The sequence below is a fragment of the Kitasatospora sp. NPDC003701 genome (genome assembly GCF_053587085.1).
On record NZ_JBSFNM010000038.1, the window covers coordinates 17,064 to 42,542 of the forward strand.

The window sequence follows — 25,479 nt, forward strand, 5'->3', positions numbered from 1 at the left end:
TCCTGCCATGGCATTCCGTCATCTCAACGAGCTCCCGCTGGGCGACAAGGTCTTCCGGATCGAACTCGCCAGCGACGACGACCGCGAGGTCACCCTCACCCTGACCGGCTGGCGCGAGGGGGCGGCCGCCGCGCCGCTCGCCTCGGGCAAGCTCCGCCTGCCGGTCGAGGACGTCGCCTCGCTGCGGATCGCGCTCAACCGCGCGCTCCGGGCGCTGGCGATCGTCGCCGATGTCTCCGAGCCCATCCCCGACCGCGACGTGCTGCGTGAGCTCTACCCCGGGCACGGCGCCCCCTGGGTGCCGCAGCACGAGGAGGAGCTGGTCCGGCGGTTCCACGACAGCGAGACCGTCGCCCGGATCGCCGCCCGCTTCGGCCGCACCCCCGACTCCGTCCGTACCAAGCTGCGCGAGCTCGGGCACGACCCGCGCCGCCCCGAGTTCTGCCCGCCCGACGGCTGCCTCTCGTGGTCCCGCTACGCCTCGCCGGCGCTGCTCGGCGCGGCGGTCCCGGCCCAGCCCCCGGCGGCGGACGCGAGCTGATCGGATCTTCGCCCGCTCGCCTCCGGGCCGCTCGACCCGGTGCGCGGCGCTCCGGCCCGGGGCGGGTGCACCCACCCCGGGCCGGAGGGGCCGGTGCCTCGGGGCGGCCGGGCCGCTCGGGGCCGTATAGCGTGGTCGGGCAGCGACGAAAGGACCTCCCACCACCATGACCCGCGTCATCGCCGGGGCGGCCGGCGGCCGCCGGCTGGCCGTACCGCCCGGCCGGAGCACCCGACCGACCTCCGACAAGGCCCGCGAGGCGATGTTCTCCACGCTGGAGGCGTTGCGCGGCACCCTGCACGGGGCCCGGATGCTGGACCTGTTCGGCGGATCGGGCGCGGTCGGCCTGGAGGCGCTGTCCCGCGGCGCCGAGCACGTCCTGCTGGTCGAGGCCGACGGCCAGGCGGCCCGGGTGATCCGGGAGAACGTCCGGACGATCGATCTGCCGGGCGCGGTGGTGGTGGCCTCCCGGGCCGAGAAGGTGATCGCGGGCCCGCCCCCGGAGACCCCGTACGACCTGGCCTTTCTCGACCCGCCGTACGTCGTCACCGACGACGAGGTGCGCGAGATGCTGATCACACTCCTGGCCGGGGGCTGGCTCGCGGCCGACGCACTCGTCACCGTGGAGCGCAGCACCCGAGGCGGCGAGTTCGGCTGGCCCGAGGGCTTCGAGGTGCTGCGCTCCCGCCGCTACGGCGAGGGCACGCTCTGGTACGGTCGCGCCGCCGCCGAGGCCCGCCCACACTCGTAGCGGGCCGAGGCCCGCAGGACCCGTCACCCCACGAGGGAGCATCCACGCCATGCGCCGCGCCGTCTGCCCCGGATCGTTCGACCCGATCACCAACGGTCATCTCGACATCATCGAGCGGGCCTCGAAGCTGTACGACGTGGTGCATGTCGCGGTCGCGGTCAACCGGAACAAGCAGGGCATGTTCTCCATCGAGGAGCGCATCGCGCTGATCGAGGAGACCACCGCCAAGTACGGGAACATCGTGGTCGAGTCGCACCTCGGCCTGCTGGTGGACTTCTGCCGGGAGCGGGACATCCCGGCGATCGTCAAGGGCCTGCGCGCCGTCAGCGACTTCGACTACGAGCTGCAGATGGCCCAGATGAACCACGGGCTGAGCGGCGTCGAGACGCTCTTCCTGCCGACCTCGCCGACGTACAGCTTCCTCTCGTCCACGCTGGTCAAGGAGGTCGCCTCGTACGGGGGCGACGTCTCGCACCTGCTGCCGGAGACGGTGCACCGCCGGCTGGTCGAGCGGATCGCGCAGCGGAAGGCCCAGTAGCGGCCCGGCCGACGCCCGACCGGTCCGTTTCTGCCGATTCGTCACCACTTGTCCCGGGCCCGGCCCGGCGGGCGGGTCCGGGCGTTGTGACCTCGCCCCGCAGTGGCCGTAAAGTCTGTGTTCCTGCCCTGCGGTGAGGTCCACCGCGCCGGGCCTGCCTCCGCCGGACCGTCGGCGGCACACGGAAAGACGAAGCCCCGTGGACGTGCAGAACAAGGTCGACGAGATCGTCGCGGCCGTCGAGAACGCCCGCTCGATGCCGATGTCGGCCTCCTGCGTGGTGAACCGGGCCGAGCTGGTCGGTCTGCTCCAGGACCTCAGGGCTGCGCTGCCCGCCGAGCTGGCCCAGGCCCAGTCGGTGATGGCCGACCACGAGCAGGTGGTCGCCGGTGCCGAGGCCGAGGCCGAGCGGATCATCCAGGGCGCGCACGCCGAGCGCGGTTCGCTGATCTCCGACACCGAGGTGGTCCGCCGGGCCCAGGCCGAGGCGGACCGCATCCTCGCGGAGGCGCGGGCCGAGGTCGAGACCAAGCGCGCCGAGGCCGACGACTACGTGGACAGCAAGCTCGCCAACTTCGAGGTCGTGCTCACCAAGACGCTCGGTGCGGTCGGCCGCGGCCGGACCAAGCTGCGCGGCGACTCCAGCGTCTTCGAGACCGGCTACGAGGGCGAGAGCGACGGCGAGGAGTTCCGGCCGCAGCCGCGGATCACCCCGAGCCCCGAGGTCGACGAGTACGTCGATGTGAAGCTCGCCACCCTGGAGAACGTCCTCAGTGCGACCCTGGAGGCGGTCGGCAAGGGCCGCGACAAGCTGCTCGGCAAGGCCCCGATCGACGAGCTGGGCGCCTACCTGGCCGCCGCCGACCAGGCCCAGCAGGCCAAGAACCGCGCCGAGGCGGTCGCGGCGGGCTTCGCCGCCGACCCCGACGGCGAGGAGGTGCCGTGGTACCGCGAGGAGGTGCCGCAGCAGCAGACCTGGCCGGAGCAGACCCCGGCCGCGGCCGGCTGGCAGGCCCCCGGGGTGGACCAGTACGCCGCCGCGCAGCAGCCCGGCGGGCAGTACGCCGAGGTGTACGGCGGCGGCTTCGACCCGGCGGGCCAGGGCGATCCGTACGGCGGCCAGTACGGCTACGGGCAGCAGCCCCAGCAGCAGCCGCAGGGGTACCCGGTCGCGCAGGAGCAGGGCGGCTACGGCTACCCGCAGCCGCAGCAGGGCTACCCGGCGCAGCAGTACGACGCGTGGGGGCAGCCCCGGCAGGAGGCCGCGGGAGGGTACCCGCAGCAGCCCGCCAACCCGCCGGCCGTCCCGCAGCAGCAGCAACAGCCCGGTCTGGACGAGACCAGCTTCTTCGACACCAGCATGATCGACATGACCAGGCTCCGGGAGCTCGGCGGCCGCTGAGGCCTCCCGCCGGTCAGGACCGAAGTTGGGCCTGGCGGGAGACTCCGGTAGTCTGACCACTCCGGCCTCTCCGTGTCGGGCCCGTCGGTCTGCCCGCGCATCGTCCGGTGAGCAGCACCGCGCATCAGTTTTCTCAGGAAGTCAGGACACCTTGAACCGCCTCGACCACCGCGACCCACTCGTGTTCGACACGCACGAGCTCGGCCGTCGCCCGGGCTCGCTGCGCAAGGTGTCCCGCACCCTGGAGGCCCCCGAGGGCCTCGGGATCATCGATGTGATCGGCGTCCCGGAGAAGAGCGAGCTGCGGCTGGAGCTCCGCCTGGAGTCGGTGGTCGAGGGCGTGCTGGTGACCGGCACCGCCGAGGCCCTGATCGAGGGTGAGTGCGTACGGTGCCTGGAGCCCGTCGAGGACGACATCGACGTGGACTTCCAGGAGCTGTACTACTACCCGGAGTCCGACGAGCGTCACCGGGCCCGGACCGCCGGTGCCGATGACCTCGACGAGGACTCGGAAGAAGAGACTTACCGTCTGGAGGGCGACTTCTTCGACCTCCAGCCGGTGCTGCGTGACGCGGTGGTGCTCGCACTGCCGCTGCAGCCGGTGTGCCAGGAAGACTGCCTGGGCCTGTGCTCCGAGTGCGGAGCGCGCCTGAGCGACGACCCGACGCACCACCACGACGCCGCCGACCCCCGGTGGGCGGCTCTGCAGGGACTCTCCGCCGCCCCCGGCGACGAGGGTGACGGAATCAAGAACAGCGACACCCGTGAGGGTGCCGCCGAGAACCAGGAGAAGTAGCCGTGGCTGTTCCGAAGCGGAAGATGTCGCGCAGCAACACGCGCCACCGCCGTTCCAACTGGAAGGCCGTCGTTCCGGCCCTCGTGGCGTGCGACCGCTGCCACGAGCCGAAGCTCGGCCACATCGCGTGCCCGAGCTGCGGCACGTACAACCGTCGCCAGGTCCTCTCGGTCTGATCGGCGGGGTGTACGGATCGATGTCGGACGGTAACTCTTCCCGCAAGGCGACCATCGCCCCGAAGGCCACTTCGGGCGGCGGAAAGGCCGGCGGGCCGGCTTCGACCGAATACGACGTTCTGGAAGGGCGCCTCGGGTACACGCTCGAGCGCGCCCTTCTGGTACGTGCCCTGACCCACCGCTCGTACGCGTACGAGAACGGCGGGCTGCCCACCAACGAGCGCCTGGAGTTCCTCGGCGACTCGGTGCTGGGCCTGGTGGTGACCGACACCCTCTACCGCGTCCACCCGGACGTCCCGGAGGGCACGCTCGCCAAGCTGCGCGCCGCGGTGGTCAACTCCCGCGCGCTCGCGGACGTCGGCCGGGGCCTGGAGCTCGGGACGTTCATCCGGCTCGGCAAGGGCGAGGAGGGCACCGGCGGTCGCGACAAGTCGTCGATCCTCGCCGACACCGTCGAGGCCGTGATCGGCGCCGTCTACCTGGACCAGGGTCTGGACGCGGCCACCGACTTCGTCCACCGCCTGTTCGACCCGCTGATCGAGGAGTCCTCTCAGCTGGGCGCCGGCCTGGACTGGAAGACCAGCCTCCAGGAGCTCACCGCCTCGGTGGGCATCGGGGTGCCGGAGTACGTGGTCGAGGAGTCCGGTCCGGACCACGAGAAGACTTTCACCGCCGCGGCCCGGGTGGCCGGCGAGGACTTCGGCAGCGGCGTCGGCCGCTCGAAGAAGGAAGCCGAGCAGAAGGCCGCGGAGAGCGCCTGGCGGGCGATCAAGGAGAAGTACGCCGACCGGCTGCCCGCCGGCGCGTGAGCACGCAGTAGCCTTCCTCCTGCAGATCCCTGTCGCTGGAGGCTTGTTGCCGTGCCCGAACTCCCCGAGGTAGAGGTCGTCCGCCGAGGTCTGGCGAACTGGGTCGCGGGGCGGACCGTCGCCGCCGTCGACGTGCTGCACCCGCGCGCGGTGCGCCGTCAGCCGGCCGGCGCGGCCGACTTCACCGCGCGGCTGACCGGCACCACGCTCGGCGCCGCGCAGCGCCGCGGCAAGTACCTCTGGGTCCCGCTCTCCGCTGCCGCCGCCGACGGGCCGGCCGGCGGGTTCTCGCTGATCGGCCACCTCGGGATGAGCGGCCAACTGCTCGTCCAGGACCCGTCGGTGCCCGACGAGAAGCACCTGCGGGTGCGGCTGCGGTTCACCGACGGCGGGCGCGAGCTGCGCTTCGTCGACCAGCGGACCTTCGGCGGGCTGGCCGTCGAGGAGGCCGAGGAGGGCGACCCGGAGGGCACGCCCCTCTCCATCGCGCACATCGCCCGGGACCCGCTCGACCCGCGCTTCGACGACGCCGCCTTCGTGGCCGCGCTGCGGGCCAGGCGCACCACGGTCAAGCGGGCGCTGCTGGACCAGACCCTGATCAGCGGGGTCGGCAACATCTACGCGGACGAGGCGCTCTGGCGCTCCAGGCTGCACTACGAGCGCCCGACCGGCTCGCTCACCCGCCCGCAGGCCGCCGTCCTGCTGGCCCACGCGCGGGACGTGATGACGGCCGCCCTCGCCGTCGGCGGCACCAGCTTCGACAGCCTCTACGTCAACGTGAACGGCGAGAGCGGCTACTTCTCCCGCGACCTCGACGCCTACGGCCGCGAGGACGAGCCCTGCCGCCGCTGCGGCACCCCGATCCGCCGCGCCGCCTGGATGAACCGCTCCAGCTACTTCTGCCCCCGCTGCCAGCGCGTCCCCCGGGCGCGCAGCGCGGGCTGACGCCCGCCGGGTGCTGTCCGGCCCCGGCCGGGCAGCAGCTACCGCTTGGTGAGTTCGGGCTGCGGGTGGTCCGACCCGGCCGGGCCGTGGGTGTCCTGGCCGTAGTAGGCGACGCCGACCGCCGAGACCACCGCGAGCACGAAGCCGGCCACGCCGAGCCAGGCCAGGCCGTCCTTGGAGGAGTCGCCGAGCCAGAGCACGCCGACGGCCCCGGGCAGCACCGTCTCGCCGACCACCAGGGCGGCCGTCGCGCCGTTCACCGAGCCGATCTGCAGGGCCACGGTGTGCACGTACATGCCGCCGATGCCGCCGACCAGGATCGCGTACAGGGCCGGGTCGGAGAGCAGGGCGCCGAGCTCGAACGGCTCGACCCCGTTGAGGATCCGCACGCCGACGCCGAGCGCGCCGAAGCCGAGGCCGGAGAGCAGACCGGCGACGATCGCGCCGTTGGCGCCCATCCGCCGCACCAGCAGCCCGCCGCCGACCAGCAGCACGGTGGTGATCAGCAGCAGCCACCAGTGGAAGGCCATCGCCGCGTGGTGGCCGCCCTCCGGCCCGGCCGAGACGGCCAGCAGCACCAGCGCCGAGCAGAGCACGCCGATCGACGCCCACTCCAGCTGCTTGAGCCGGATGCCGAGCAGCTTGATGCTCAGCACCGCGGTGATCACCAGGTTGGCGCTGATGATCGTCTGGGAGAGGAACAGCGGCAGCAGCCGCGCGGCCAGCGCGCCGAGTCCGAAACCGATGAAGTCGAGGACCGTGCCCAGGATGAACTCCCAGGTGACGGCGGCCTTCGCGGTGGAGGCGAGACTGGGCCCGCCGTGCGCGGTGACCCCGGCCGAGCCGCCCCCGGCGGCGGCCTCCTCCCGGGCGGAGCGGCGTGATCCGACGGCCTGCAGGACCGAACCGGTGCCGTAGCAGGCGGAGGCCGCCACGGCGGTGACGAGGCCGATGAACACCCAGTTGCTCCGATCGGGAGAAGAGGTCAGGAGAAGGCAGGGGGACCCAGGTCCGGCCACCACTATGCCTGGTCGCGGGGGAGGGTCCGATCGCCCCGGGACCGCCGTGCGACTGCCCGGTGCCCGCCGGGACGGACGACCGGGCCGGTGGCCGGGTTCCCGTCGCGGGCCGGCCTCAGGGGCGGCCCGGGGAAACATCATCCCCGAGGAGGGGAACGACCCCGGCGGTCGGTGGGGGTGCGCGGGGCCACGCCTACGCGGCGGGGATGCCCTGCCGACGCGCCCGGAGGCGTAGCGTCGATGGCATGAGAACCCTTGCTCGACGACGTTCCCGGGGCGCCGGGCCGACGGCCCTGGTGGCGGTGCTGCTCGGGCTGCTGCTCCTGCTGGCCCCGGCGGCCTCCGCGGCCGGCGGGCTGGACGACGCGGCCGCCGCGCTCAAGCAGGGCCAGGTGTACGTCGACCCGGCGATGACCGGCCGGTTCAGCCAGAGCCAGGCCGATGACCTGACCGAGAAGATTCGCAAGACCGGCAAGCCGATCTTCATCGCGGTGGTCCCGGATGCCGACCCGTACGGCGCGAACACGGTGCTCCCGGACCTGCGCACCAAGGTCGGCATCGTCGGCACCTACGGCGTCTGGCGCGGTGACCAGTTCCGGGCCGGCTCCGACAAGGCCGCGCTGCCGACCGGGAGCGCCGAGCGGATCGCGGGCGCGTCCGCGCGCTCGCACCCCGGCGACATCGCCGCGACCCTGAACGACTTCGTCGACACCGCCGCACCCCAGGTCAAGGGCCACGGGGTGAACAGCACCGCCGGTGGCGTCTCCACGGCGGCGGTCGTCGTCCCGCTGGCCCTGCTGGCGCTGGCCGGCACCGGCGTCCTCCTGCTCTTCCGCCGCTCGAAGAAGCGCAAGGCGGAGCGGCGCCGGGCCGAACTGGCGCAGCTGCGCCGGGTGGTGGACGAGGACATCACCGCCTTCGGCGAGGAGCTGGACCGGCTCGACTTCAACCCGGGCTCCCCGGACGCCGATGACGTCCAGCGCACCGACTACGCGCACGCCCTCGACTCCTACGAGCGGGCCAAGCGCAGCATGGACGAGGCCAAGGGGCCGGAGGACGTCAAGCCGGTCACCGAGGCGCTGGAGGACGGCAGGTTCGCCCTGGCCACGCTGGACGCCCGGCGCGAGCGGCGGCCGCTGCCGGAGCGGCGTCCGCCGTGCTTCTTCGACCCGCGGCACGGACCGTCGGTGCAGGACGCCGACTGGGCCCCGGCCGGCGGTGCGGCGCGTACCGTCCCGGTCTGCCGGGCGGACGCCGACCGGCTGGCCACCGGGCAGGACCCGGAGATCCGGACCGTGCCGACCGAGCACGGCCCGCAGCCGTACTGGAACGCCGGCCCGGCGTACGGCCCGTGGGCGGGCGGGTACTTCGGCGGCTACGGCGGCGGGCTGCTGCCGGGCCTGCTGGTCGGCACCATGCTCGGCTCGATGATGAGCTCCCCGGCCTACGGGGCGGACCTCGGCTCCGACGGCTCCGCGTACGAGGGCGGCGACTTCTCCGGCGGAGACTTCGACTCCGGTGACTTCGGCGGCGGATTCGACGGCGGCGGCGGAGGGGGCGACTTCGGGGGCGGCGGCGACTTCGGCGGCGGCTTCTGACCCCGCCGACACGACGACCCGGGCCCGCGGCCCCGCCCTCGGAGGGCGGGGCCGCGGTGCCGTTCGCGGTCCGTACCGGAACGGGGCGGGGGGCCTCGCCGATCGGGTTTGAGAACGCAACCCTGTGTGGCAGGCTGGCTGTGTGACCTCCCACACGCCTTCGGCCCCGCCCGCCCTCCCCGGCCGGCCCTGCTCGATCGCCGCCGCGCTCCACGTGGTCGGCGAGAAGTGGGCCCTGCTCGCCGTCCGCGAGCTGTTCTACGGCAACCACCGCTTCGACCGGATCGCCCGCAACACCGGCGCCCCGCGCGACCGGCTCACCGCCCGGCTGCGCGCGCTGGAGGAGGCGGGCGTGGTCGAGCGCCGCGCCTACAGCGAGCGGCCGCCGCGCTACGAGTACCACCTGACCGAGGCGGGCCGCGATCTCGCCCCGCTCACCCAGGCCCTGCTCGGCTGGGGTGACCGCTGGCTGCTCCCCGAGCCGCCGGTGACCCTCGAACACGCCCCCGACGGGCACGAGCCGCACCCCTTCGACCCGGCCTGGGTCTGCCGCACCTGTGGCGAAGCGGGCCGGCGCACGGACCTCCGGATGGAGATCCACAGCCCGGGCTGGACCGCGGAGGGCCCCACGGCGCCGTAGCGCAGGCCGTGACCGGGCCGGATAGGGTCGGGGCCATGCACGGTCGCGACGCACACAGTGATGAACCGGTCCGGGTGACCGCCTGGGTGCGGGGCAAGGTCCAGCAGGTCGGCTTCCGCTGGTGGACCAGGGCGCGGGCGTTGGAGATCGGTCTGGCCGGCTACGCGAGCAACCTCGGCGACGGCCGGGTGCAGGTGGTGGCCGAGGGGCTCGCCGCCGACTGCGAAGAGCTGCTGGCCCTGCTGCGCGGGCCGGACACGCCCGGCCGCGTCACCGGGGTGACCGAGATCTGGACGGCCGTCGGCGCCGGCTACCCGGGCTTCGAGATCCGCTGAGCGGGGGGTCGCAGGCCGTGGTGGCCGGGCCGGGGCCCGTTCCCGTGAAACGATCGGCGGCCTTCGGTGTCATACGGTTGCCATCTGGGCAGACTCGTGGTTGACTCCGCATCGAACGATGATCCACGAGCAGGCGGTGGACCGGCCCGAGACCACCTGGTGTGACCACACCGCCAGGCAGGTGACAGGGGCGCGGTAGCGTGCGGTGATCGTGTTGACCCTTTCCGTCTTTGGTGAGACGCTGGAAACCCGCGCACACGACCGCGTTTACCCGGTAGGCGCACGCCCTCGGGAGCCCAGCTCACGATGGTTGTGCCGTAGTGCCCAGCCAGCACTGCCGGAGGCGCGCCGCGCGTGCGTCCCCCTTCCCCCTAGACCTGTACCGTTCCGGTTCGGTCACTCAGCGTGGAGGACCATTCATCATGGCAAAGGCGCTTCTCGGGTACGTCGGCGGCCCCGACCCGCGAATGCTCTCCGAGATGCGACGGCTTCAGCAGCGCGTCCAGGATCTTGAGTCCGAGCTCCTTCGGATGCAGGCTGAGAACGACGCGCTCACCGCTGTCGCTGACGAGCACTCGCTGCTCAACAGCATCGACCTGGATCAGCGGGAGCCGGCTCTCACCTGAGTCCCGCCCGGTCCTCGCAGATCGACGCCGTTGTGCACTGAGCCGCCCCGATAAGGGACGCAGCTTGCAAGGGACGCCCTGTGTGGCGTCCCTTCGTCGTGTCCGGACGCCGTCGCCGCCGGTCCGGCCGGATACAGTCGCCGCTGGGGCCCTGGCGAGCGACGAGGAGACCGGCGCGTGCACCTGAAGAGTCTGACGCTGCGCGGGTTCAAGTCGTTCGCCTCCGCCACCACCCTGCGGTTCGAGCCCGGGATCACCTGCGTGGTCGGCCCCAACGGCTCCGGCAAGTCCAACGTCGTCGACGCGCTCTCCTGGGTGATGGGGGAGCAGGGCGCCAAGTCGCTGCGCGGCGGCAAGATGGAGGACGTCATCTTCGCCGGGACGAGCGGGCGCGCCCCGCTCGGCCGCGCCGAGGTCAGCCTCACCATCGACAACTCCGACGGCGCGCTGCCGATCGAGTACGCCGAGGTGACCATCACCCGGACGATGTTCCGCAACGGTGGCAGCGAGTACGCGCTCAACGGCGACACCTGCCGGCTGCTGGACATCCAGGAGCTGCTCTCCGACTCCGGCATCGGCCGCGAGATGCACGTCATCGTCGGGCAGGGACAGCTCGACTCCGTGCTGCACGCCGACCCGATGGGCCGCCGCGCCTTCATCGAGGAGGCGGCCGGCGTGCTCAAGCACCGCAAGCGCAAGGAGAAGGCGCTGCGGAAACTGGACGCGATGCAGGTCAACCTCAACCGGGTGCAGGACCTGGTCGCCGAACTGCGCCGCCAGCTCGGACCGCTCGGCCGGCAGGCGAAGATCGCCCGCCGCGCCGCCGGCATCCAGGCCGAGCTGCGCGACGCCCGGCTCCGGCTGCTCGCCGACGACCTGCTCGCCCTGCGCACGGCCGTCGAGGCCGAGGTCGCCGACGAGTTGGCGCTGAAGCTGCGCCGCTCCACCGTCGAGCAGGAGCTGGCCCGGGCGATCCAGCGGGAGGCCGTCCTGGAGGCGCAGGTCCAGCAGCTCGGCCCGAGCCTGGAGGCGGCCCGGCAGACCTGGTACCGGCTCTCCGCCCTGGCCGAGCGGACCCGCGGCACCGTCGGGCTCGCCGAGGCCAGGGCGCGGCACGCGGCCGCCGGGGGAGCGGTCGAGGAGCGGCGCGGCCGGGATCCGGAGGAGCTGGAGCGGGAGGCCGAGCACGTCCGGGAGGAGGAGGCCGCGCTGGGCGAGGCCCTGGAGGAGGCCCGGTACGCGCTCGCCGAGGCGGTCGAGTCCAGGGGTGAACTGGAACGTGAACTCGCCGCGGAGGAACGGCGGCTGAAGGACGCCGCCCGGGCCATCGCGGACCGCCGTGAGGGGCTGGCCCGGCTGCAGGGGCAGGCCGGGGCCGCCCGGTCCAAGGCGGCGGCCGCCCAGGCGGAGATCGGTCGGCTCACCGAGGCCGGGGACGAGGCCCTGCTGCGGGCCGAGGCCGCCCGGGCCGCGTACGAGGAGCTACGGGACCAGGTCGACGCGCTGGCGGGGGACGACGAACGGGCCGACGCCGCGCACGAGGCCGCCCGCGCGCGGCTCGCCGCCGTCGAACACGATCTGGCCGCCGCGCGCGAGGCCGCCGGCGCCGCCGAGCGCGAGCGGGCCGGGCTGACCGCGCGGCACGAGGCGCTGTCCCTCGGGCTGCGCCGCAAGGACGGCAGCGGCGCGCTGCTGGCGGCCGGGGACCGGCTGGCCGGGCTGCTCGGCCCGGCGGCCGCGCTGCTGCGGATCGAAGCCGGACACGAGACCGCCGTGGCGGCGGCGTTCGGCGCGGCGGCCGACGCGGTGGCGGTCGACTCGCCCGCCACCGCGGCCGAGGCGCTGCGGCTGCTGCGCGCCGAGGACGCCGGCCGGGCCGCGCTGCTCATCGCGGGCGCGCCGGAGCCAGGCGTGCCGGAGCAGTGCGGGTCGGAACCGTTCGTGCGCGAGACCCCTGCGCCGGGGCCGTCCGTGCCTGCATCGTCCGTGCCGGGGCCGGGGCCGGAGTTGCCGCCCGGTGCCCGCCGGGCCGCCGAACTGGTCGACGGCCCGGCCCCGTTGCTCCCGGCCGTGCGGGCCCTGCTGGCGGGGATCGTGGTGGTCGGTCCGCTCGACGAGGCGGTCCGGCTGGTGGCGGAGCACCCGTCGCTGACCGCCGTCACCGCCGAGGGGGACCGGCTCGGCGCGGGCTTCGCGTACGGCGGCGCGGGCGGTGCGCCGAGCCTGCTGGAGACCCAGGCGGTGGTGGACGAGACGGCCCGGGCGATCGGTGAACTGGACGTCCGCTGCGCGGAGTCGGCCGAACGGCTGGCCGAACTCGCCGAGCTGCGGGCGGAGTCGGCCGCCGAGCTGGAGCAACTGGCCACCACCCGGCGGAAGGCGGAGCGGGAGCGGGCCGAGGTGGCGGGCGCGCTCGGCCGGCTCGGCGGCCAGTCCCGGGCCGCCGCCGGCGAGGCCGAACGGCTCACCGCGGCCGCCGCCCGTGCCGAGCAGGGGCTGGCCGATCTGCTGGCCGCCGCCGAGGAGCTGGCCGAACGGCTCGCGGCCGCCGAGGAGTCGGCCGACGCGGGGGAGGACGAACCCGACGCGGCCGAGCAGCAGCGGCTGACCGGGGCCGCCGCCGGCGCCCGGCAGGCCGAGCTGGAGGCCCGGCTCGCCGTGCGGACGCACGAGGAGCGGGTCCGCGCGCTCACCGGCCGGGCGGACCAGCTGGACCGGGCCGCCCGCGCCGAGCGCGAGGCGCGCGCCCGCGCCGCCGAGCGCCGGCTGCGTGCCGAGCACGACGCCCGGGTGGCGAACGCCGTCACGGCCGGCGCCCGGCAGCTGCTGGCCTGTCTGGAGGTGTCGCTGGCCCGCGCGGACGCCGGGCGGGTCGCCGTCGAGCAGGCGCGCGCCGAGCGCGAGGCGCAGCTGCGGGAGCACCGCGAGCACGGCCGCGAACTCAAGGCCGAGCTGGACAAGCTGGTCGACGCCGGCCACCGGGACGAGGTGCTGCGCGCCGAGAAGCGGCTGCGGATCGAGCAGTTGGAGGCCCGGGCGCTGGAGGAGTTCGGCATCGAGGGCGGTGAGCTGCTCGCCTCGTACGGGCCGGACCGGCTCGTCCCGCCGCCGCCGCACGAAGAGGGCCAGGAGCCCGGCGAGCCGCGCCCGTACGTCCGGGCCGAGCAGGAGAAGCGGCTCCGGACGGCGGAGAAGGCCTACCAGCAGCTCGGCAAGGTGAACCCGCTGGCGTTGGAGGAGTTCGCGGCGCTGGAGGAGCGGCACACCTTCCTCGGCGAGCAACTGGACGACCTCAAGCGGAGCCGGCGGGACCTGCTCGACATCGTCAAGGACGTGGACGAGCGGGTCGAGCAGCTGTTCACCTCCGCGTACCACGACACCGCCGCCCAGTTCGAGGGCGTCTTCTCGCGGCTCTTCCCCGGCGGGGAGGGCCGGCTGGTGCTGACCGATCCGGACAATATGCTGACCACCGGGGTCGAGGTGGAGGCCCGGCCGCCGGGCAAGAAGGTCAAGCGGCTCTCGCTGCTCTCCGGCGGGGAGCGCTCGCTGACCGCGGTGGCGCTGCTGGTGTCGATCTTCAAGGCCCGGCCCAGCCCGTTCTACGTGATGGACGAGGTGGAGGCGGCGCTGGACGAGACCAACCTGCGCCGGCTGGTCGGGATCATGGAGGAGCTGAGGGAGAGCTCCCAGCTGATCGTGATCACCCACCAGAAGCTGACCATGGAGTCCGCCGACGCCCTCTACGGCGTGACCATGAAGGGCGACGGCATCTCCCAGGTGATCAGCCAGCGGCTGCGCGAGGGAACACCCCCCGGTCGCCGGGCCGCCGAGGGGCTCCGGGAGCGCCCCCCGGCGAGCCGTACCGTTTCTGCCTAGTCCGCCTGCGGTCCGTCCGCGCCGCCGTCACGGATACTGGACGGGTTATGGAATACGTGATCCTTGCCGTAGTCATCGCCGTGGTCGCCGTCGGCGCGATCGCGGGCCTCGTCGTTTCCGGCAGACGACGCCAGCAGCTCCCCCCGAAGTCGCAGGCGCCGGTCATCACGGCGCCCAAGACCCCGCAAGAGCCCCAGGTCGGCGAGGAGGCCGCGCCGCCGACCGAGGAGCCCCGTCGCACCGTCGAGGAGGTCGAGCTCCCCGAGGCCGAGGCCGTCCCCGAGACGGTCGAGGCGGTCGAGGCCGAGCAGGTCCCGGCCCTCGAAGTCCCCGAGCCCACCGCCGGCCGGCTGGTCCGGCTCCGCTCCCGGCTCTCCCGCTCGCAGAACTCGCTCGGCAAGGGGCTGCTCTCGCTGCTCTCCCGCGAGCACCTCGACGAGGACACCTGGGAGGAGATCGAGGACACCCTGCTGACCGCGGACGTCGGCGTGGCCCCCACCCAGGAGCTGGTCGAGCGGCTGCGCACCCGGGTGAAGGTGCTCGGCACCCGCACCCCGGACGAGCTGCGCACCCTGCTGCGCGAGGAGCTCGTCGAGCTGATCGGCAAGGACGCCGACCGCACGGTGCGCTCCACCAAGCACGAGGACGGCCCGGCCGTCGTCCTGGTGGTCGGCGTCAACGGCGTCGGCAAGACCACCACCACCGGCAAGCTGGCCCGGGTGCTGGTCGCCGACGGCCGCACGGTGGTGCTCGGCGCGGCCGACACCTTCCGTGCCGCCGCCGCCGACCAGCTGCAGACCTGGGGCGAGCGGGTCGGCGCGCGGACCGTCCGCGGCCCCGAGGGCGGCGACCCGGCCTCGGTCGCGTTCGACGCGGTCAAGGAGGGCATCGCCGAGGGCGCCGACACCGTGCTGGTCGACACCGCCGGCCGGCTGCACACCAAGACCGGCCTGATGGACGAGCTGGGCAAGGTCAAGCGGGTCGTGGAGAAGCACGGTCCGGTGGACGAGGTGCTGCTGGTGCTGGACGCCACCACCGGTCAGAACGGTCTGATCCAGGCCCGGGTCTTCGCCGAGGTGGTCGACATCACCGGCATCGTGCTGACCAAGCTGGACGGCACCGCCAAGGGCGGCATCGTGGTCGCGGTGCAGCGGGAGCTGGGTGTCCCGGTCAAGCTGATCGGGCTCGGCGAGGGCGCCGACGACCTGGCGCCGTTCGAGCCGGGTGCGTTCGTGGACGCGCTGATCGGGGACTGACCCCCGCCCTCCCGATGAAGGGTCCGCTCCGTGAGGGGCGGGCCCTTCGGCGTTCCGGCCGAGCACCGCCCGCCCCGCCGCGCGACCGCCCCGCCGCGCGCCGACGGGTCGCGCCGGTGCGGAAGGGGAGGGAGCGAGCCGGCGCCGATCGTCGGCGCCGGGTCGGAGCGGCTCGGAGCGGCTCGGAGGCGAGCGGGCGAACTACGAGGCGAGCCAGGCGGGCTCGGCGCTGCGCTCGCGGCCGCGGTGGCAGGCGTAGGCGAGGGTGCCGAGCAGCAGCCGGGCCTCGGGCGGGCAGCCGGCGTTGTCGCGGGTGGGCCGGCGCAGCCAGCGGACCGGTCCCAGGCCGCCGAGCACGGTGGGCGGCGCGGCGACGTAGCTGCCCTCGCCGTGGCAGGTGAGGTCGAGCGCGGCGTCGTCCCAGCCCATCCGGTACAGCAGGTCGGGCAGCCGCAGGGCGGTGCCGGCGGCGACCAGGAACTGCAGCCGGCCGGTGGGCGAGGCCAGCACCGGGCCGACCTGGGTGCCCATCCGCTCCAGCCGGACCAGTGCCTGGAGACCGGCCTGCTCGGGGACGTCCAGGACGTCGAAGGCGCGGCCGGTGGGGAACAGGACGGAGACGTCCGTCTCGGTGCGGGCCGCCGGCGAGCCGCCGGGGGCGGGGTGCAGACCGGGCGCGGCGCAGTGGGTGGCGCCGCAGTGGCAGCGGGCCGCGGTGGTGGCCGGGCCGGCCAGGTTACCGACGGTGACCGCCCAGCCCCAGCGACCGGTGTACTCCGCGGCCGCCCGGGACGCGGTCACCCGGGTGCGGCGGCGCGCGCCCAGCGGGGCCAACCGCAGGTGCCCCAGTCGAAGTTCGCCGAACAGGTTGTCCATGCCTCCCCCAACAGGTTCTCGTTGCCGATGGTTACGGGATGGTGACTTTGTGTTGATTGTCCGTTGCGTGGTGCGTGGTGCGGTGGCGGCGCGCAGCGCGTGGCGTGCGCCTATTGCGGTGCTGTGCCTCGGGCGCCGCCTTGTGGGGGGCGGTGCCGATGCCGGATCGTCGTCTGCGCGAGGCGGCCGTCGACCGGAGTGGGCGGCAAACTCGCCTGGGGCTGCTGTGGGTTGCAGGTGAGGGACGGTGGTACCGGTGCGGACTTGGCGGCCCGCATATGCCGGACCGCCGGGACTATCCAGTGAAGCGTGTGCGGACTTGGATCGGTTCACTCCTGGGGGTGGCGAAAGGTGGCGTTTCGCCAGGGCCGCTCCCCCGGACCCCGCGCGGGGCATTACGTTCAGCACGCAGACATCGTCGGGGAGTCCGCTTCCGGCCCTGTGGGGGCGGGAGTTGGGGAATCTGACGCCTCGTCCGCGAGGATGGCACACCAGTGCGACGAGTGGTCCGGCAAGCGGTCTCGACAGCACCTCGGGTACGGAAGAAGCAGCACGTCTGGCAAGAGCCCGCAACCGTCGGGCGGTCACGATCGGGGGCCCCGCAGCAGGGGCCGGGCGGGATGGGGACGTTCCCATGGCAGAGAAGCAACCCAATGAGAAGCTGACCACGTGGTTCGCCCGCAGCGGCTGGTCCAAGGGCGAACTGGCCCGCCAGGTCAACCGCCGGGCCCGCCAGATCGGCGCCCACCACGTGTCCACCGACACCTCGCGGGTGCGGCGCTGGCTCGACGGGGAGCAGCCCCGCGAGCCGATCCCCAAGATCATGTCGGAGTTGTTCTCCGAACGCTTCGGCTCCGTGGTCTCCATCGAGGACCTCGGGCTGCGGGCCGCCATCCCGGTCTCCACCGTGGGCGGCGGCGTCGACCTGCCGTGGAGCGCGCCGCAGACCGTCCAGCTGATCAGCGACTACTCGCGCAGCGATCTGATGCTCAACCGGCGAGGCTTCCTGGGCACTTCGCTCGCCCTGACGGCCGGCGCCGCGCTGATCGAGCCGATGCAGCGCTGGCTCGCCCCCGGCCCGAACGGCACCCCCACCCCGATCCTGACCGCGGCCAACGGCGGCGAGCCGTTCACCGGCCGGCTCTCCGAGCCCGAGCTGGAACTGCTGGAGCAGACCACCGTCATGTTCCGGCAGTGGGACGCGCAGAACGGCGGCGGGCTGCGCCGCAAGGCCGTCGTCGGCCAGCTCCACGAGGTCACCGACCTGCTCCAGGAGACCTACCCCGAGCAGACCACCAGGCGGCTGTTCCGGCTCACCGCCGAGCTGGCCCACCTGGCCGGCTGGATGTCCTACGACGTGGGCATGCACCCCAGCGCGCAGAAGTACTACGTGCTGGCGCTGCACGCCGCCAAGGAGGCCGGCGACCGCCCGTTCGGTGCGCTGATCCTCACCGACATGAGCCGCCAGATGATCCACCTCAACCGCGGCGAGGACGCCCTGGAGCTGATCCACCTCGCCCAGTACGGCAGCCGCGACACCGCCACCCCGCGCCAGCAGTCCCTGCTGTACGCGATGGAGGCGCGCGCGTACGCCACCATCGGCGAGGTGAACCGCTGCGCCCGGGCGGTCCGGCTGGCCGAGGACACCTTCACCGACATCCGCGAGGGCGACGGCGACCCGGACTGGCTGAAGTTCTTCTCGCCGGCCGAGCTGAACGCCGAGAACGCCCACTCCTTCCGCGACCTCGCCTACCACTCCGACCGGGCCGAGCTGTACGCCTCGATGTCCGCCCCGGTCATGGAGCGGGCGGTCGACCTCTTCCGCCAGGACGGCGACCACGTCCGCTCGTACGCCTTCAACCTGATCGGCATGGCCAGCGTGCACCTGCTGCAGCGGGAGCCGGAGCAGGCCGTGGTGATGGCCGAGCAGGCGGTGGACATCGCCACCAAGGTGCGCTCGGAGCGGCTCAACTCCCGGGTGCGCAAGACCACCGAGGCCGCCTCCGCGCGGTACGGCGGCGTGGACGCGATCAGCCGGCTCAAGGAGCGGGTGGTCCAGGACATCCCGGAGTACGTCTCGGTGGTCTGACCTGCGCCGACGCACCTCCCCAGCCCCCACCGACCGTGACGGCCGCCGCCGCCACGGTCGGTGGTGTTTCCGGCACTCCTCGTGCTGCGCGGCGGTACGGTAACCCATCGCACCCGGCGGCACGGCCGTGGTTCACGTAGGCGTAACCCGCGCGTCGTCGTCGTCACGGTCGCGAAACACCGGGCCGCATCGGCCGAAACCCGCCTTCGGCACTCTCCTTCACATCGCCGACACCCCGGGTGGCACGGGACAGGTATCCCGGGTGTGGAGCGGCTTCCATTCATGAGGAGACGCCGATGCCGGACGGCTTCAGCGCGGGCGATACCGCCTTCGTGCTCATTTGCGCGGCCCTGGTCATGGTGATGACCCCGGGTCTGGCCTTCTTCTACGGGGGCATGGTCAGGGCCAAGAGCACACTCAACATGCTGGCGATGAGCTTCCTCTCGCTGGGCATCGTCAGCGTGCTCTGGGTCCTCTACGGGTACTCGCTCAGCTTCGGCCCCGACGCCGGCGCCGGGCTGATCGGCAACCTGGACTTCCTCGGGATGCGCGGCATCGGACTGAACGACCTGACCGGGACGATTCCGGTCACCGCGTTCTCCGCCTTCCAGCTGATGTTCGCGATCATCACCCCGGCGCTGATCAGCGGGGCCGTCGCGGACCGTGCCAAGTTCACCGCCTGGGGTCTGTTCATCGCACTCTGGGTGACCGTCGTCTACTTCCCGGTCGCGCACTGGGTCTTCTTCTTCGACGGCGGCAACGGCGGCTGGCTCGGCGACCGCAACGGCGTGATCGACTTCGCCGGCGGCACCGCGGTGCACATCAACGCCGGTGTCGCGGGCCTGGCGCTCTGCCTGGTGCTGGGCAAGCGGGTCGGCTTCCGGAAGGACCCGATGCGCCCGCACAGCCTGCCGCTGGTGATGCTCGGCTCCGGGCTGCTCTGGTTCGGCTGGTTCGGCTTCAACGCCGGCTCGGCACTGGCCGCCAACGGCGTCGCCGCGATGGCCCTGATCAACACCCAGGTGGCCACGGCGGCCGCGCTGATCGGCTGGCTGATCTACGAGAAGCTGCGGCACGGCGCGTTCACCACGCTGGGCGCCGCCTCCGGCGCGGTGGCCGGTCTGGTCGCCATCACCCCCGCCTGCGGCTCGGTCAGCCCGCTCGGCGCGGTCGCGATCGGCCTGATCGCCGGCGCCGTCTGCGCCGCGGCGATCAGCCTCAAGTACCGCTTCGGCTTCGACGACTCGCTCGACGTGGTCGGTGTGCACGCGGTCGGCGGCGCCATCGGCTCGCTGCTGGTCGGGCTCTTCGCCACCGGCACCGTCGGCCAGACCGCCAAGGGCCTGTTCTACGGCGGAGGCCTGGAGCAGCTCGGCAAGCAGGCGATGGGCGTGGCCGTGGTCGGCGCCTACTCCTTCGTCCTCTCCTGGCTGCTGGCCAAGGCGATCGACAGCACGGTCGGGTTCCGGGTCGCCGAGGACGTCGAGGTCGCCGGTATCGACCAGGCCGAGCACGCCGAGTCCGCCTACGACTTCAGCGCGCTGGGCGCCGGTCCGGCCAGGATCACCCCCGCCCCGGCGGTCGCCGTGGTCGCCGAGTCCACCCCCGCGACCGCCGCCAGGACCGCGGGCAAGAACGCCGAGAAGACCGAGGTCGACGCCTGATGAAGCTCATCACCGCAGTCATCAAGCCGCACCGCCTGGACGACGTGAAGGCCGCCCTGCAGGCCTTCGGCGTGCACGGCCTGACCGTCACCGAGGCCAGTGGCTACGGCCGGCAGCGCGGCCACACCGAGGTCTACCGGGGCGCGGAGTACACCGTGGACCTGGTGCCCAAGGTCAGAATCGAGGTCCTGGTCGAGGACGACGACGCGGATCAGCTGATCGACGTCCTGGTGAAGGCCGCCCGGACCGGCAAGATCGGCGACGGCAAGGTCTGGAGCGTTCCGGTCGAGACCGCCGTCCGGGTCCGGACCGGTGAGCGCGGCCCCGACGCCCTCTGACCGGGACCCCCTCCCTCTAGCATTCAGCACGATCCCGCAGGCGGGCCCGCGACCACCCCGTGGTCGCGGGTCCGCTGACGGCGTATCAGCGCTCTTCGCTCGAATCGGCGTTCCTCGCTCGAATCAGCGCTCTTCGCTCAACCGGACGACGACGGACGGGGACCCCGTATGACCACGCAGCCCGACCCGCCCTCCCGGCCCGCCGCCGGGCCCGGGACCTCCTCCGGCCGTTCGGCCGGCGGCGACGGCCCGCCCGACTACGGCACCGCCCGCGCCCGGCTGCTGGACACGCCCGGTCTCGTCGGCGCCGCCCGCCGCACCGCGCTGGCCGCGCTCACCGACGACTGGCTGGCCGGCCTGCTCGCGGCGGCCGGCGCCCCCGCCGGCGTCGCCCTGGTCGCGGTCGGCGGCTACGGGCGCGGTGAGCTCTCCCCGCGCAGCGACCTCGACGTCCTGCTGCTGCACGACGGCCCGCTCGACCCGGAGCTGCCCGAACGCGTCTGGTACCCGGTCTGGGACGCCGGCGCCTCCCTCGACCACTCCGTCCGCACCCCCGCCGAGGCCCGGAGCGTCGCCGCCGCCGACCTCAAGGCCCAGCTCGGCCTCCTCGACGCCCGGCACATCGCCGGCGACCAGGCGCTCACCGCCGGGCTGCGCTCCGCCGTCCTCGCCGACTGGCGCGCCGGCGCCCCGAACCGCCTCCCCGAGCTGCGCGAACTCGGCCGCGAGCGGGCCGAGCGCCACGGCGAGCTCTCCTTCCTGCTGGAGCCGGACCTCAAGGAGGCCCGCGGCGGCCTGCGCGACACGGTCGCGTTGAACGCGATCGCCGCCACCTGGCTGGCCGACGCCCCGCGCGACGGCCTGGACGCCGCCGCGCTGCGGCTGTCCGACGTCCGGGACGCGCTGCACCTGGTCACCGGCCGGGCCACCGAGCGGCTCAGCCTGCAGGACCAGGACCAGGTCGCCGAACGGCTCGGCGTGCTGGACGCCGACACCCTGCTGCGCCAGGTGTACGAGGCCGCGCGGACCATCGCCTACGCGAGCGACGTCACCTGGCGGGCGGTGGACCGGGTGCTGGCCGCCCGCACCACCCGGGGCCGGCGCTCCTCCCGGCTCTCCTTCCCGTTCACCGGCACCGGGCGGGGCGCGGGCGCGGTGGCCCGCGGCGCCGTCCAGCGCCGCCCGCTCGCCGAGGGCGTGGTCGAGCAGGACGGCGAGGCGGTGCTGGCCCAGGGCGCCCGCCCGGCCGCCGACCCGGTGCTGCCGCTGCGCGCCGCGGCCGCGGCGGCCCAGAACGGGCTCACCATCTCCTACGCCACGGTGCGCCGGCTGGCCGCCGAGTGCCGCCCGCTGCCGGTGCCCTGGCCGGACGAGGCGCGCGAGCAGCTGGTCACCCTGCTCGGCGCCGGCGAGGCCTGTCTGCCGGTCTGGGAGGCGCTGGAGGCGGAGGGGCTGATCACCCGGCTGCTGCCGGACTGGGAGCGCGTCCGCTGCCGGCCGCAGCGCAACGCGGTGCACCGCTGGACGGTCGACCGGCACCTGGTGGAGACGGCCGTGCGGGCCGCCGCGATGACCCGCCGGGTGGCCCGGCCGGACCTCCTGCTGGTCGCGGCCCTGCTGCACGACATCGGCAAGGGCTGGCCCGGCGACCACAGTGAGGCGGGCGAGGTGATCGTCCGCGACGTGGCCGTCCGGATGGGCTTCGACCACGAGTCCGTCGAGACCCTGGCCGTGCTGGTCCGCCACCACCTGACCCTGGTGGACACCGCGACCCGGCGGGATCCGGACGACCCCGCCACCGTGGAGGCGATCACCAAGGTGGTCGCCACCCTGCCCCAGCTGGAGCTGCTGCACGCGCTGACCGAGGCCGACGCGACCGCCACCGGCCCGGCCGCCTGGAGCCGCTGGCGGGCCTCGCTGGTGGACGGCCTGGCGGCAAGGGCCGCCGCTCAGCTGGCCGGCGCGTACCCGCCGCCGGCCCCGGGAGGGTGGGGGTCCCACGCGGGGGAGGCGGCGCCGACCGCGGAACAGGAGCGGCTCGCCGTCGAGGCCGCGCGGACGGCCGGTCCGGCGCTCTCCCTGCTGGCCCAGGCCGAGGTGGACGAGCCGGGCACCGAACCGATGGGCGTGCGGCTGACCCTCGCCGTACCCGACCGGCCGGGCCTGCTCGGCACGGTCGCCGGGGTGCTGGCCCTGCACCGGCTGACCGTCCGCTCGGCGGGCCTGCGCGAGCTGGACCCGATCGGCGTCGGCCCGGTGCTGCTGCTGTCCTGGACGGTGGCCGCCGAGTTCGGTGAGCTGCCGGAGGCGGCCCGGCTCCGGGCCGACCTGCGCCGGGCGCTGGACGGCTCGCTGGACGTCTCGCGCCGGCTCGCCGAGCGCGACGCGGCCGCCCCGCGCCGGCGCGGCATCCCCACCCCGCCGCCGCTGGTCGCGGTGGCGCCCGCGGTGGCCTCGGCCACCGCGACCGTGCTGGAGGTGCGCGCCCACGACGCCCCCGGTCTGTTGCACCGGATCGGGCGGGCGCTGGACGGCGCCGGCGTCCGGGTCCGGACGGCGCACGTCAGCACGCTGGGCGCCGAGGCGGTGGACTCCTTCTACCTGACCGACCAGGCCGGGCGGCCGCTCTCCGCCCAGCGGGCGGGGGAGGTGGCGGCGGCCGTCCGGGCGGCGCTGGGCTGACACCGCCCCGCCGGGGCGGGCGGTCGGTCGGGGGCGGGCGGACCGGTCGTTCCGGACGGCCCGCCCGGCCGGAGCGGCCCGTCGGAGCCGCCCCGTCGGAGCGCCCCCGGGCCGGTTCGCCCGGGGGTGGAGACCGTTGCCAGGGCGGCCGGATACCCTTGGGGGCGACGACCGTACTGATCCCGATGCCGCAGAGGACCCGCGACGACGTGTTCGACACCCTTTCCGATCGCCTCGCAGCGACGTTCAAGAACCTCCGGGGCAAGGGCCGCCTCAGCGAGGCGGACATCGACGCCACCACCCGCGAGATCCGCATCGCGCTGCTGGAGGCGGACGTCGCGCTGCCGGTCGTGCGGGCCTTCATCAAGCAGGTCAAGGAGCGGGCCCTCGGCGCGGAGGTCTCCGGCGCGCTGAACCCCGCCCAGCAGATCATCAAGATCGTCAACGAGGAGCTCATCGCCATCCTCGGTGGCGAGACCCGCCGGGTGAAGTTCGCCAAGAACGGCCCGACGGTGATCATGCTCGCCGGCCTCCAGGGCGCCGGCAAGACCACCCTCGCGGGCAAGCTCGGCCACTGGCTGAAGCAGCAGAAGCACACCCCGCTGCTGGTCGCCTGCGACCTCCAGCGCCCCAACGCCGTCAACCAGCTCCAGGTGGTCGCGGACCGCGCCGGCGTGGCCTTCTACGGCCCGCAGCCGGGCAACGGCGTCGGCGACCCGGTGCAGGTCGCCCGCGACTCGATCGAGTACGCCAAGCAGAAGCAGTACGACGTCGTCGTCGTCGACACCGCCGGCCGACTGGGCATCGACGCCGAGCTGATGCAGCAGGCCGCCGACATCCGGGCCGCGGTCGACCCGGACGAGGTCCTGTTCGTCGTCGACGCGATGATCGGCCAGGACGCGGTCACCACCGCGCAGGCCTTCCTCGACGGTGTCGACTTCACCGGTGTGGTGCTCTCCAAGCTCGACGGCGACGCCCGCGGCGGTGCCGCCCTGTCGGTGGCGCACGTCACCGGCCGGCAGATCATGTTCGCCTCCAACGGCGAGAAGGTCGACGACTTCGACGCCTTCCACCCGGACCGGATGGCCTCGCGCATCCTCGGCATGGGCGACATGCTCTCGCTGATCGAGAAGGCCGAGCAGACCTTCTCCCAGGCCGAGGCCGAGAAGATCGCCTCCAAGCTGCAGGGCGGCGGCAAGGACTTCACGCTCGACGACTTCCTGGACCAGCTGGAGCAGGTCCGGAAGATGGGCTCGATCTCCAAGTTGCTGGGCATGCTGCCCGGGATGGGCCAGATCCGCGAGCAGATCAACAACATCGACGACAAGGACGTCGACCGCGTCGGCGCCATCATCAAGTCGATGACCCCGGCCGAGCGGACCGACCCGAAGATCATCAACGGCTCGCGCCGGCTGCGCATCGCCAAGGGTTCGGGTGTCCAGGTCGGCGAGGTCAACAACCTGGTCGAGCGGTTCTTCGACGCCCGCAAGATGATGTCGGCGATGGCCTCCGGCAAGGGCATCCCCGGCATGCCGGGCATCCCGGGCATGGGCGGCGGCTCGAAGAAGTCCGCCAAGAAGGCCCCGGCCGCCAAGGGCAAGCGCAAGAGCGGCAACCCGCTGAAGCGGGCCCAGGAGGAGGCCGCGGCCGCCGAGCGCCGCGCACTCGGCCCGGGCGCCGGCCAGGCTCCGGCCCAGGGCGGCGCGTTCGGCCTGGGCGCGGGCAAGGGCCCGTCCGACTTCGAACTGCCCAAGGAGTTCAAGGACCTGCTGTAGGTCCGCCCGCCCCGCGCGTCCGGCCTCCCGGCCGGTGCGTCGTCGGGCACGTGTACGGCCCGCCGCCCCGGTACATCCCGGGCGGCGGGCCGTATCCATGTCCGATGATGGTGGGGTGAGAGTGACGATCAGGGCCCCGCGGGCCGAGGACGAGGTTGTGTACGCCGAAGCGGTCCGCCGGTCCGCCGAGCACATCGGGCGGTGGAACCCGGTCGAGCCGAACGGTCTTCGCGACCTCCTGGAGCGCCAGGGCGGCGGTCTGCGCACCTTCCTGATCATCGATCAGGCCACCGGCGGGCTGGTCGGCAAGGTGAACGTCGCCAACATCGTGATGGGCCGGTTCTGCAACGGCGCGCTCGGCTACGACTCGTACCTGCCGTTCGCCGGGACCGGCCGGATGACCGAGGGCATGCGGCTGGTGGTGGACCGCTGCTTCGCCCCGCAGGCGGCCGGCGGCCTCGGCCTGCACCGGCTGGAGATCAACGTGCAGCCGGACAACGGGCGTTCGATCGGGCTGGCGAAGCGGCTGGGGTTCCGGCACGAGGGGTACACGCCCCGGATGCTGTTCCTGGCCGGGGCCTGGCGGGACCACGAGCGATTCGCGCTGACCTCCGAGGAGTGGCCCGGGCCGGGGGAGTAGGAGCGGGAGGCCGGGTGCCCGGGTGCCCGGGCGTGGGTGGGGTGCGGGTGGGCCCTGTGTCCCTGTGTCCCTGTGTCTTTGTGTGTCGCTGCACCCCTGGACCCGGC

22 protein-coding genes are annotated in these 25,479 nt (G+C 73.8%); 20 read left to right on the forward strand and 2 right to left on the reverse strand.

Translation table 11 applies throughout. The annotated features are described in order from the left end of the window. Positions 1 to 7: 7 nt before the first annotated feature. From ACWDRR_RS29045 to mutM, 8 genes are all read left to right on the forward strand, one after another. Positions 8 to 541, forward strand: a complete 534-nt coding sequence (locus ACWDRR_RS29045; RefSeq protein WP_449775211.1) for a hypothetical protein — start codon at positions 8 to 10, stop codon at positions 539 to 541. A gap of 166 nt (positions 542 to 707) precedes the next feature. Continuing rightward, positions 708 to 1,292: a 16S rRNA (guanine(966)-N(2))-methyltransferase RsmD gene (rsmD, locus tag ACWDRR_RS29050; protein WP_449775212.1), complete on the forward strand. Its 585-nt coding sequence runs from the start codon at positions 708 to 710 to the stop codon at positions 1,290 to 1,292. Positions 1,293 to 1,341: 49 nt separating this feature from the next. Further along, positions 1,342 to 1,830 (forward strand): pantetheine-phosphate adenylyltransferase, encoded by a 489-nt coding sequence (gene coaD / locus ACWDRR_RS29055; protein WP_449775213.1) that lies wholly within the window; start codon positions 1,342 to 1,344, stop codon positions 1,828 to 1,830. 199 nt (positions 1,831 to 2,029) lie between these two features. Further along, positions 2,030 to 3,232, forward strand: coding sequence for a cell division initiation protein (locus tag ACWDRR_RS29060; protein WP_449775214.1), 1,203 nt, complete (start codon positions 2,030 to 2,032; stop codon positions 3,230 to 3,232). Between the two features lie 151 nt (positions 3,233 to 3,383). Continuing rightward, entirely contained in the window at positions 3,384 to 4,028 is a 645-nt protein-coding gene (locus ACWDRR_RS29065; RefSeq protein WP_449775215.1) for a YceD family protein, read from the forward strand. A 2-nt stretch (positions 4,029 to 4,030) separates the two neighbouring features. Continuing rightward, complete coding sequence (gene rpmF / locus ACWDRR_RS29070; RefSeq protein ID WP_030056747.1) at positions 4,031 to 4,204, forward strand: 50S ribosomal protein L32; 174 nt, start codon at positions 4,031 to 4,033, stop codon at positions 4,202 to 4,204. Between the two features lie 20 nt (positions 4,205 to 4,224). Further along, positions 4,225 to 5,013 (forward strand): ribonuclease III, encoded by a 789-nt coding sequence (gene rnc / locus ACWDRR_RS29075; protein ID WP_449775216.1) that lies wholly within the window; start codon positions 4,225 to 4,227, stop codon positions 5,011 to 5,013. 51 nt (positions 5,014 to 5,064) lie between these two features. After that, positions 5,065 to 5,958, forward strand: a complete 894-nt coding sequence (mutM, locus tag ACWDRR_RS29080) for a bifunctional DNA-formamidopyrimidine glycosylase/DNA-(apurinic or apyrimidinic site) lyase (RefSeq protein ID WP_449775217.1) — start codon at positions 5,065 to 5,067, stop codon at positions 5,956 to 5,958. Between the two features lie 38 nt (positions 5,959 to 5,996). On the opposite strand, the gene ACWDRR_RS29085 is transcribed toward mutM, so the two are convergent. Then, positions 5,997 to 6,917 carry a hypothetical protein gene (locus ACWDRR_RS29085; protein ID WP_449775218.1) on the reverse strand — a complete coding sequence of 307 codons (921 nt, stop codon included), beginning with the start codon at positions 6,915 to 6,917 and terminating at the stop codon, positions 5,997 to 5,999. Positions 6,918 to 7,222: 305 nt separating this feature from the next. Between ACWDRR_RS29085 and ACWDRR_RS29090 the strand changes: the two genes are divergently transcribed. From ACWDRR_RS29090 to ftsY, 6 genes are all read left to right on the forward strand, one after another. Beyond that, positions 7,223 to 8,575, forward strand: a complete 1,353-nt coding sequence (locus ACWDRR_RS29090) for a hypothetical protein (RefSeq protein ID WP_449775219.1) — start codon at positions 7,223 to 7,225, stop codon at positions 8,573 to 8,575. A 142-nt stretch (positions 8,576 to 8,717) separates the two neighbouring features. Further along, positions 8,718 to 9,215, forward strand: coding sequence for a winged helix-turn-helix transcriptional regulator (locus ACWDRR_RS29095; RefSeq protein ID WP_449775220.1), 498 nt, complete (start codon positions 8,718 to 8,720; stop codon positions 9,213 to 9,215). 35 nt (positions 9,216 to 9,250) lie between these two features. Beyond that, the gene (locus tag ACWDRR_RS29100; RefSeq protein WP_449775221.1) at positions 9,251 to 9,550 is read left to right on the forward strand and encodes an acylphosphatase; all 300 of its coding nucleotides are present in this window, start codon (positions 9,251 to 9,253) and stop codon (positions 9,548 to 9,550) included. A gap of 422 nt (positions 9,551 to 9,972) precedes the next feature. Beyond that, complete coding sequence (locus ACWDRR_RS29105; protein WP_030243474.1) at positions 9,973 to 10,176, forward strand: hypothetical protein; 204 nt, start codon at positions 9,973 to 9,975, stop codon at positions 10,174 to 10,176. 177 nt (positions 10,177 to 10,353) lie between these two features. Beyond that, complete coding sequence (locus tag ACWDRR_RS29110; RefSeq protein WP_449775222.1) at positions 10,354 to 14,052, forward strand: chromosome segregation SMC family protein; 3,699 nt, start codon at positions 10,354 to 10,356, stop codon at positions 14,050 to 14,052. Between the two features lie 47 nt (positions 14,053 to 14,099). Beyond that, positions 14,100 to 15,308 carry a signal recognition particle-docking protein FtsY gene (ftsY, locus tag ACWDRR_RS29115; RefSeq protein WP_449775223.1) on the forward strand — a complete coding sequence of 403 codons (1,209 nt, stop codon included), beginning with the start codon at positions 14,100 to 14,102 and terminating at the stop codon, positions 15,306 to 15,308. A gap of 201 nt (positions 15,309 to 15,509) precedes the next feature. Here ftsY and ACWDRR_RS29120 read toward each other — a convergent pair whose 3' ends face one another. Continuing rightward, positions 15,510 to 16,184 carry a bifunctional DNA primase/polymerase gene (locus ACWDRR_RS29120; RefSeq protein ID WP_449775224.1) on the reverse strand — a complete coding sequence of 225 codons (675 nt, stop codon included), beginning with the start codon at positions 16,182 to 16,184 and terminating at the stop codon, positions 15,510 to 15,512. A gap of 634 nt (positions 16,185 to 16,818) precedes the next feature. Between ACWDRR_RS29120 and nsdA the strand changes: the two genes are divergently transcribed. From nsdA to ACWDRR_RS29150, 6 genes are all read left to right on the forward strand, one after another. Further along, the gene (nsdA, locus tag ACWDRR_RS29125) at positions 16,819 to 18,273 is read left to right on the forward strand and encodes a transcriptional repressor NsdA (protein ID WP_449775225.1); all 1,455 of its coding nucleotides are present in this window, start codon (positions 16,819 to 16,821) and stop codon (positions 18,271 to 18,273) included. Between the two features lie 296 nt (positions 18,274 to 18,569). Continuing rightward, the gene (locus tag ACWDRR_RS29130) at positions 18,570 to 19,937 is read left to right on the forward strand and encodes an ammonium transporter (RefSeq protein ID WP_449775226.1); all 1,368 of its coding nucleotides are present in this window, start codon (positions 18,570 to 18,572) and stop codon (positions 19,935 to 19,937) included. Beyond that, positions 19,937 to 20,275 carry a P-II family nitrogen regulator gene (locus ACWDRR_RS29135; protein ID WP_329489763.1) on the forward strand — a complete coding sequence of 113 codons (339 nt, stop codon included), beginning with the start codon at positions 19,937 to 19,939 and terminating at the stop codon, positions 20,273 to 20,275. The genes ACWDRR_RS29130 and ACWDRR_RS29135 overlap by 1 nt, the downstream gene beginning before the upstream one ends. 168 nt (positions 20,276 to 20,443) lie before the next feature. Continuing rightward, positions 20,444 to 22,957: a [protein-PII] uridylyltransferase gene (locus ACWDRR_RS29140; RefSeq protein WP_449775227.1), complete on the forward strand. Its 2,514-nt coding sequence runs from the start codon at positions 20,444 to 20,446 to the stop codon at positions 22,955 to 22,957. 209 nt (positions 22,958 to 23,166) lie between these two features. Next, positions 23,167 to 24,732, forward strand: a complete 1,566-nt coding sequence (ffh, locus tag ACWDRR_RS29145) for a signal recognition particle protein (RefSeq protein ID WP_449775258.1) — start codon at positions 23,167 to 23,169, stop codon at positions 24,730 to 24,732. Positions 24,733 to 24,829: 97 nt separating this feature from the next. After that, complete coding sequence (locus ACWDRR_RS29150; RefSeq protein ID WP_449775228.1) at positions 24,830 to 25,372, forward strand: GNAT family N-acetyltransferase; 543 nt, start codon at positions 24,830 to 24,832, stop codon at positions 25,370 to 25,372. Positions 25,373 to 25,479 lie beyond the last annotated feature (107 nt).

Bases quoted from the DNA above. Each gene is read 5' to 3' on its own strand.
- ACWDRR_RS29045 (WP_449775211.1), top strand. From the start codon at position 8: ATGGCATTCCGTCATCTCAACGAGCTCCCGCTGGGCGACAAGGTCTTC.
- rsmD (WP_449775212.1), top strand. From the start codon at position 708: ATGACCCGCGTCATCGCCGGGGCGGCCGGCGGCCGCCGGCTGGCCGTA.
- coaD (WP_449775213.1), top strand. From the start codon at position 1,342: ATGCGCCGCGCCGTCTGCCCCGGATCGTTCGACCCGATCACCAACGGT.
- rnc (WP_449775216.1), top strand. From the start codon at position 4,225: ATGTCGGACGGTAACTCTTCCCGCAAGGCGACCATCGCCCCGAAGGCC.
- ACWDRR_RS29090 (WP_449775219.1), top strand. From the start codon at position 7,223: ATGAGAACCCTTGCTCGACGACGTTCCCGGGGCGCCGGGCCGACGGCC.
- ACWDRR_RS29100 (WP_449775221.1), top strand. From the start codon at position 9,251: ATGCACGGTCGCGACGCACACAGTGATGAACCGGTCCGGGTGACCGCC.
- ACWDRR_RS29105 (WP_030243474.1), top strand. From the start codon at position 9,973: ATGGCAAAGGCGCTTCTCGGGTACGTCGGCGGCCCCGACCCGCGAATG.
- ftsY (WP_449775223.1), top strand. From the start codon at position 14,100: ATGGAATACGTGATCCTTGCCGTAGTCATCGCCGTGGTCGCCGTCGGC.
- ACWDRR_RS29120 (WP_449775224.1), bottom strand. From the start codon at position 16,184: ATGGACAACCTGTTCGGCGAACTTCGACTGGGGCACCTGCGGTTGGCC.
- nsdA (WP_449775225.1), top strand. From the start codon at position 16,819: ATGGCAGAGAAGCAACCCAATGAGAAGCTGACCACGTGGTTCGCCCGC.
- ACWDRR_RS29130 (WP_449775226.1), top strand. From the start codon at position 18,570: ATGCCGGACGGCTTCAGCGCGGGCGATACCGCCTTCGTGCTCATTTGC.
- ACWDRR_RS29135 (WP_329489763.1), top strand. From the start codon at position 19,937: ATGAAGCTCATCACCGCAGTCATCAAGCCGCACCGCCTGGACGACGTG.
- ACWDRR_RS29140 (WP_449775227.1), top strand. From the start codon at position 20,444: ATGACCACGCAGCCCGACCCGCCCTCCCGGCCCGCCGCCGGGCCCGGG.
- ACWDRR_RS29150 (WP_449775228.1), top strand. From the start codon at position 24,830: ATGTCCGATGATGGTGGGGTGAGAGTGACGATCAGGGCCCCGCGGGCC.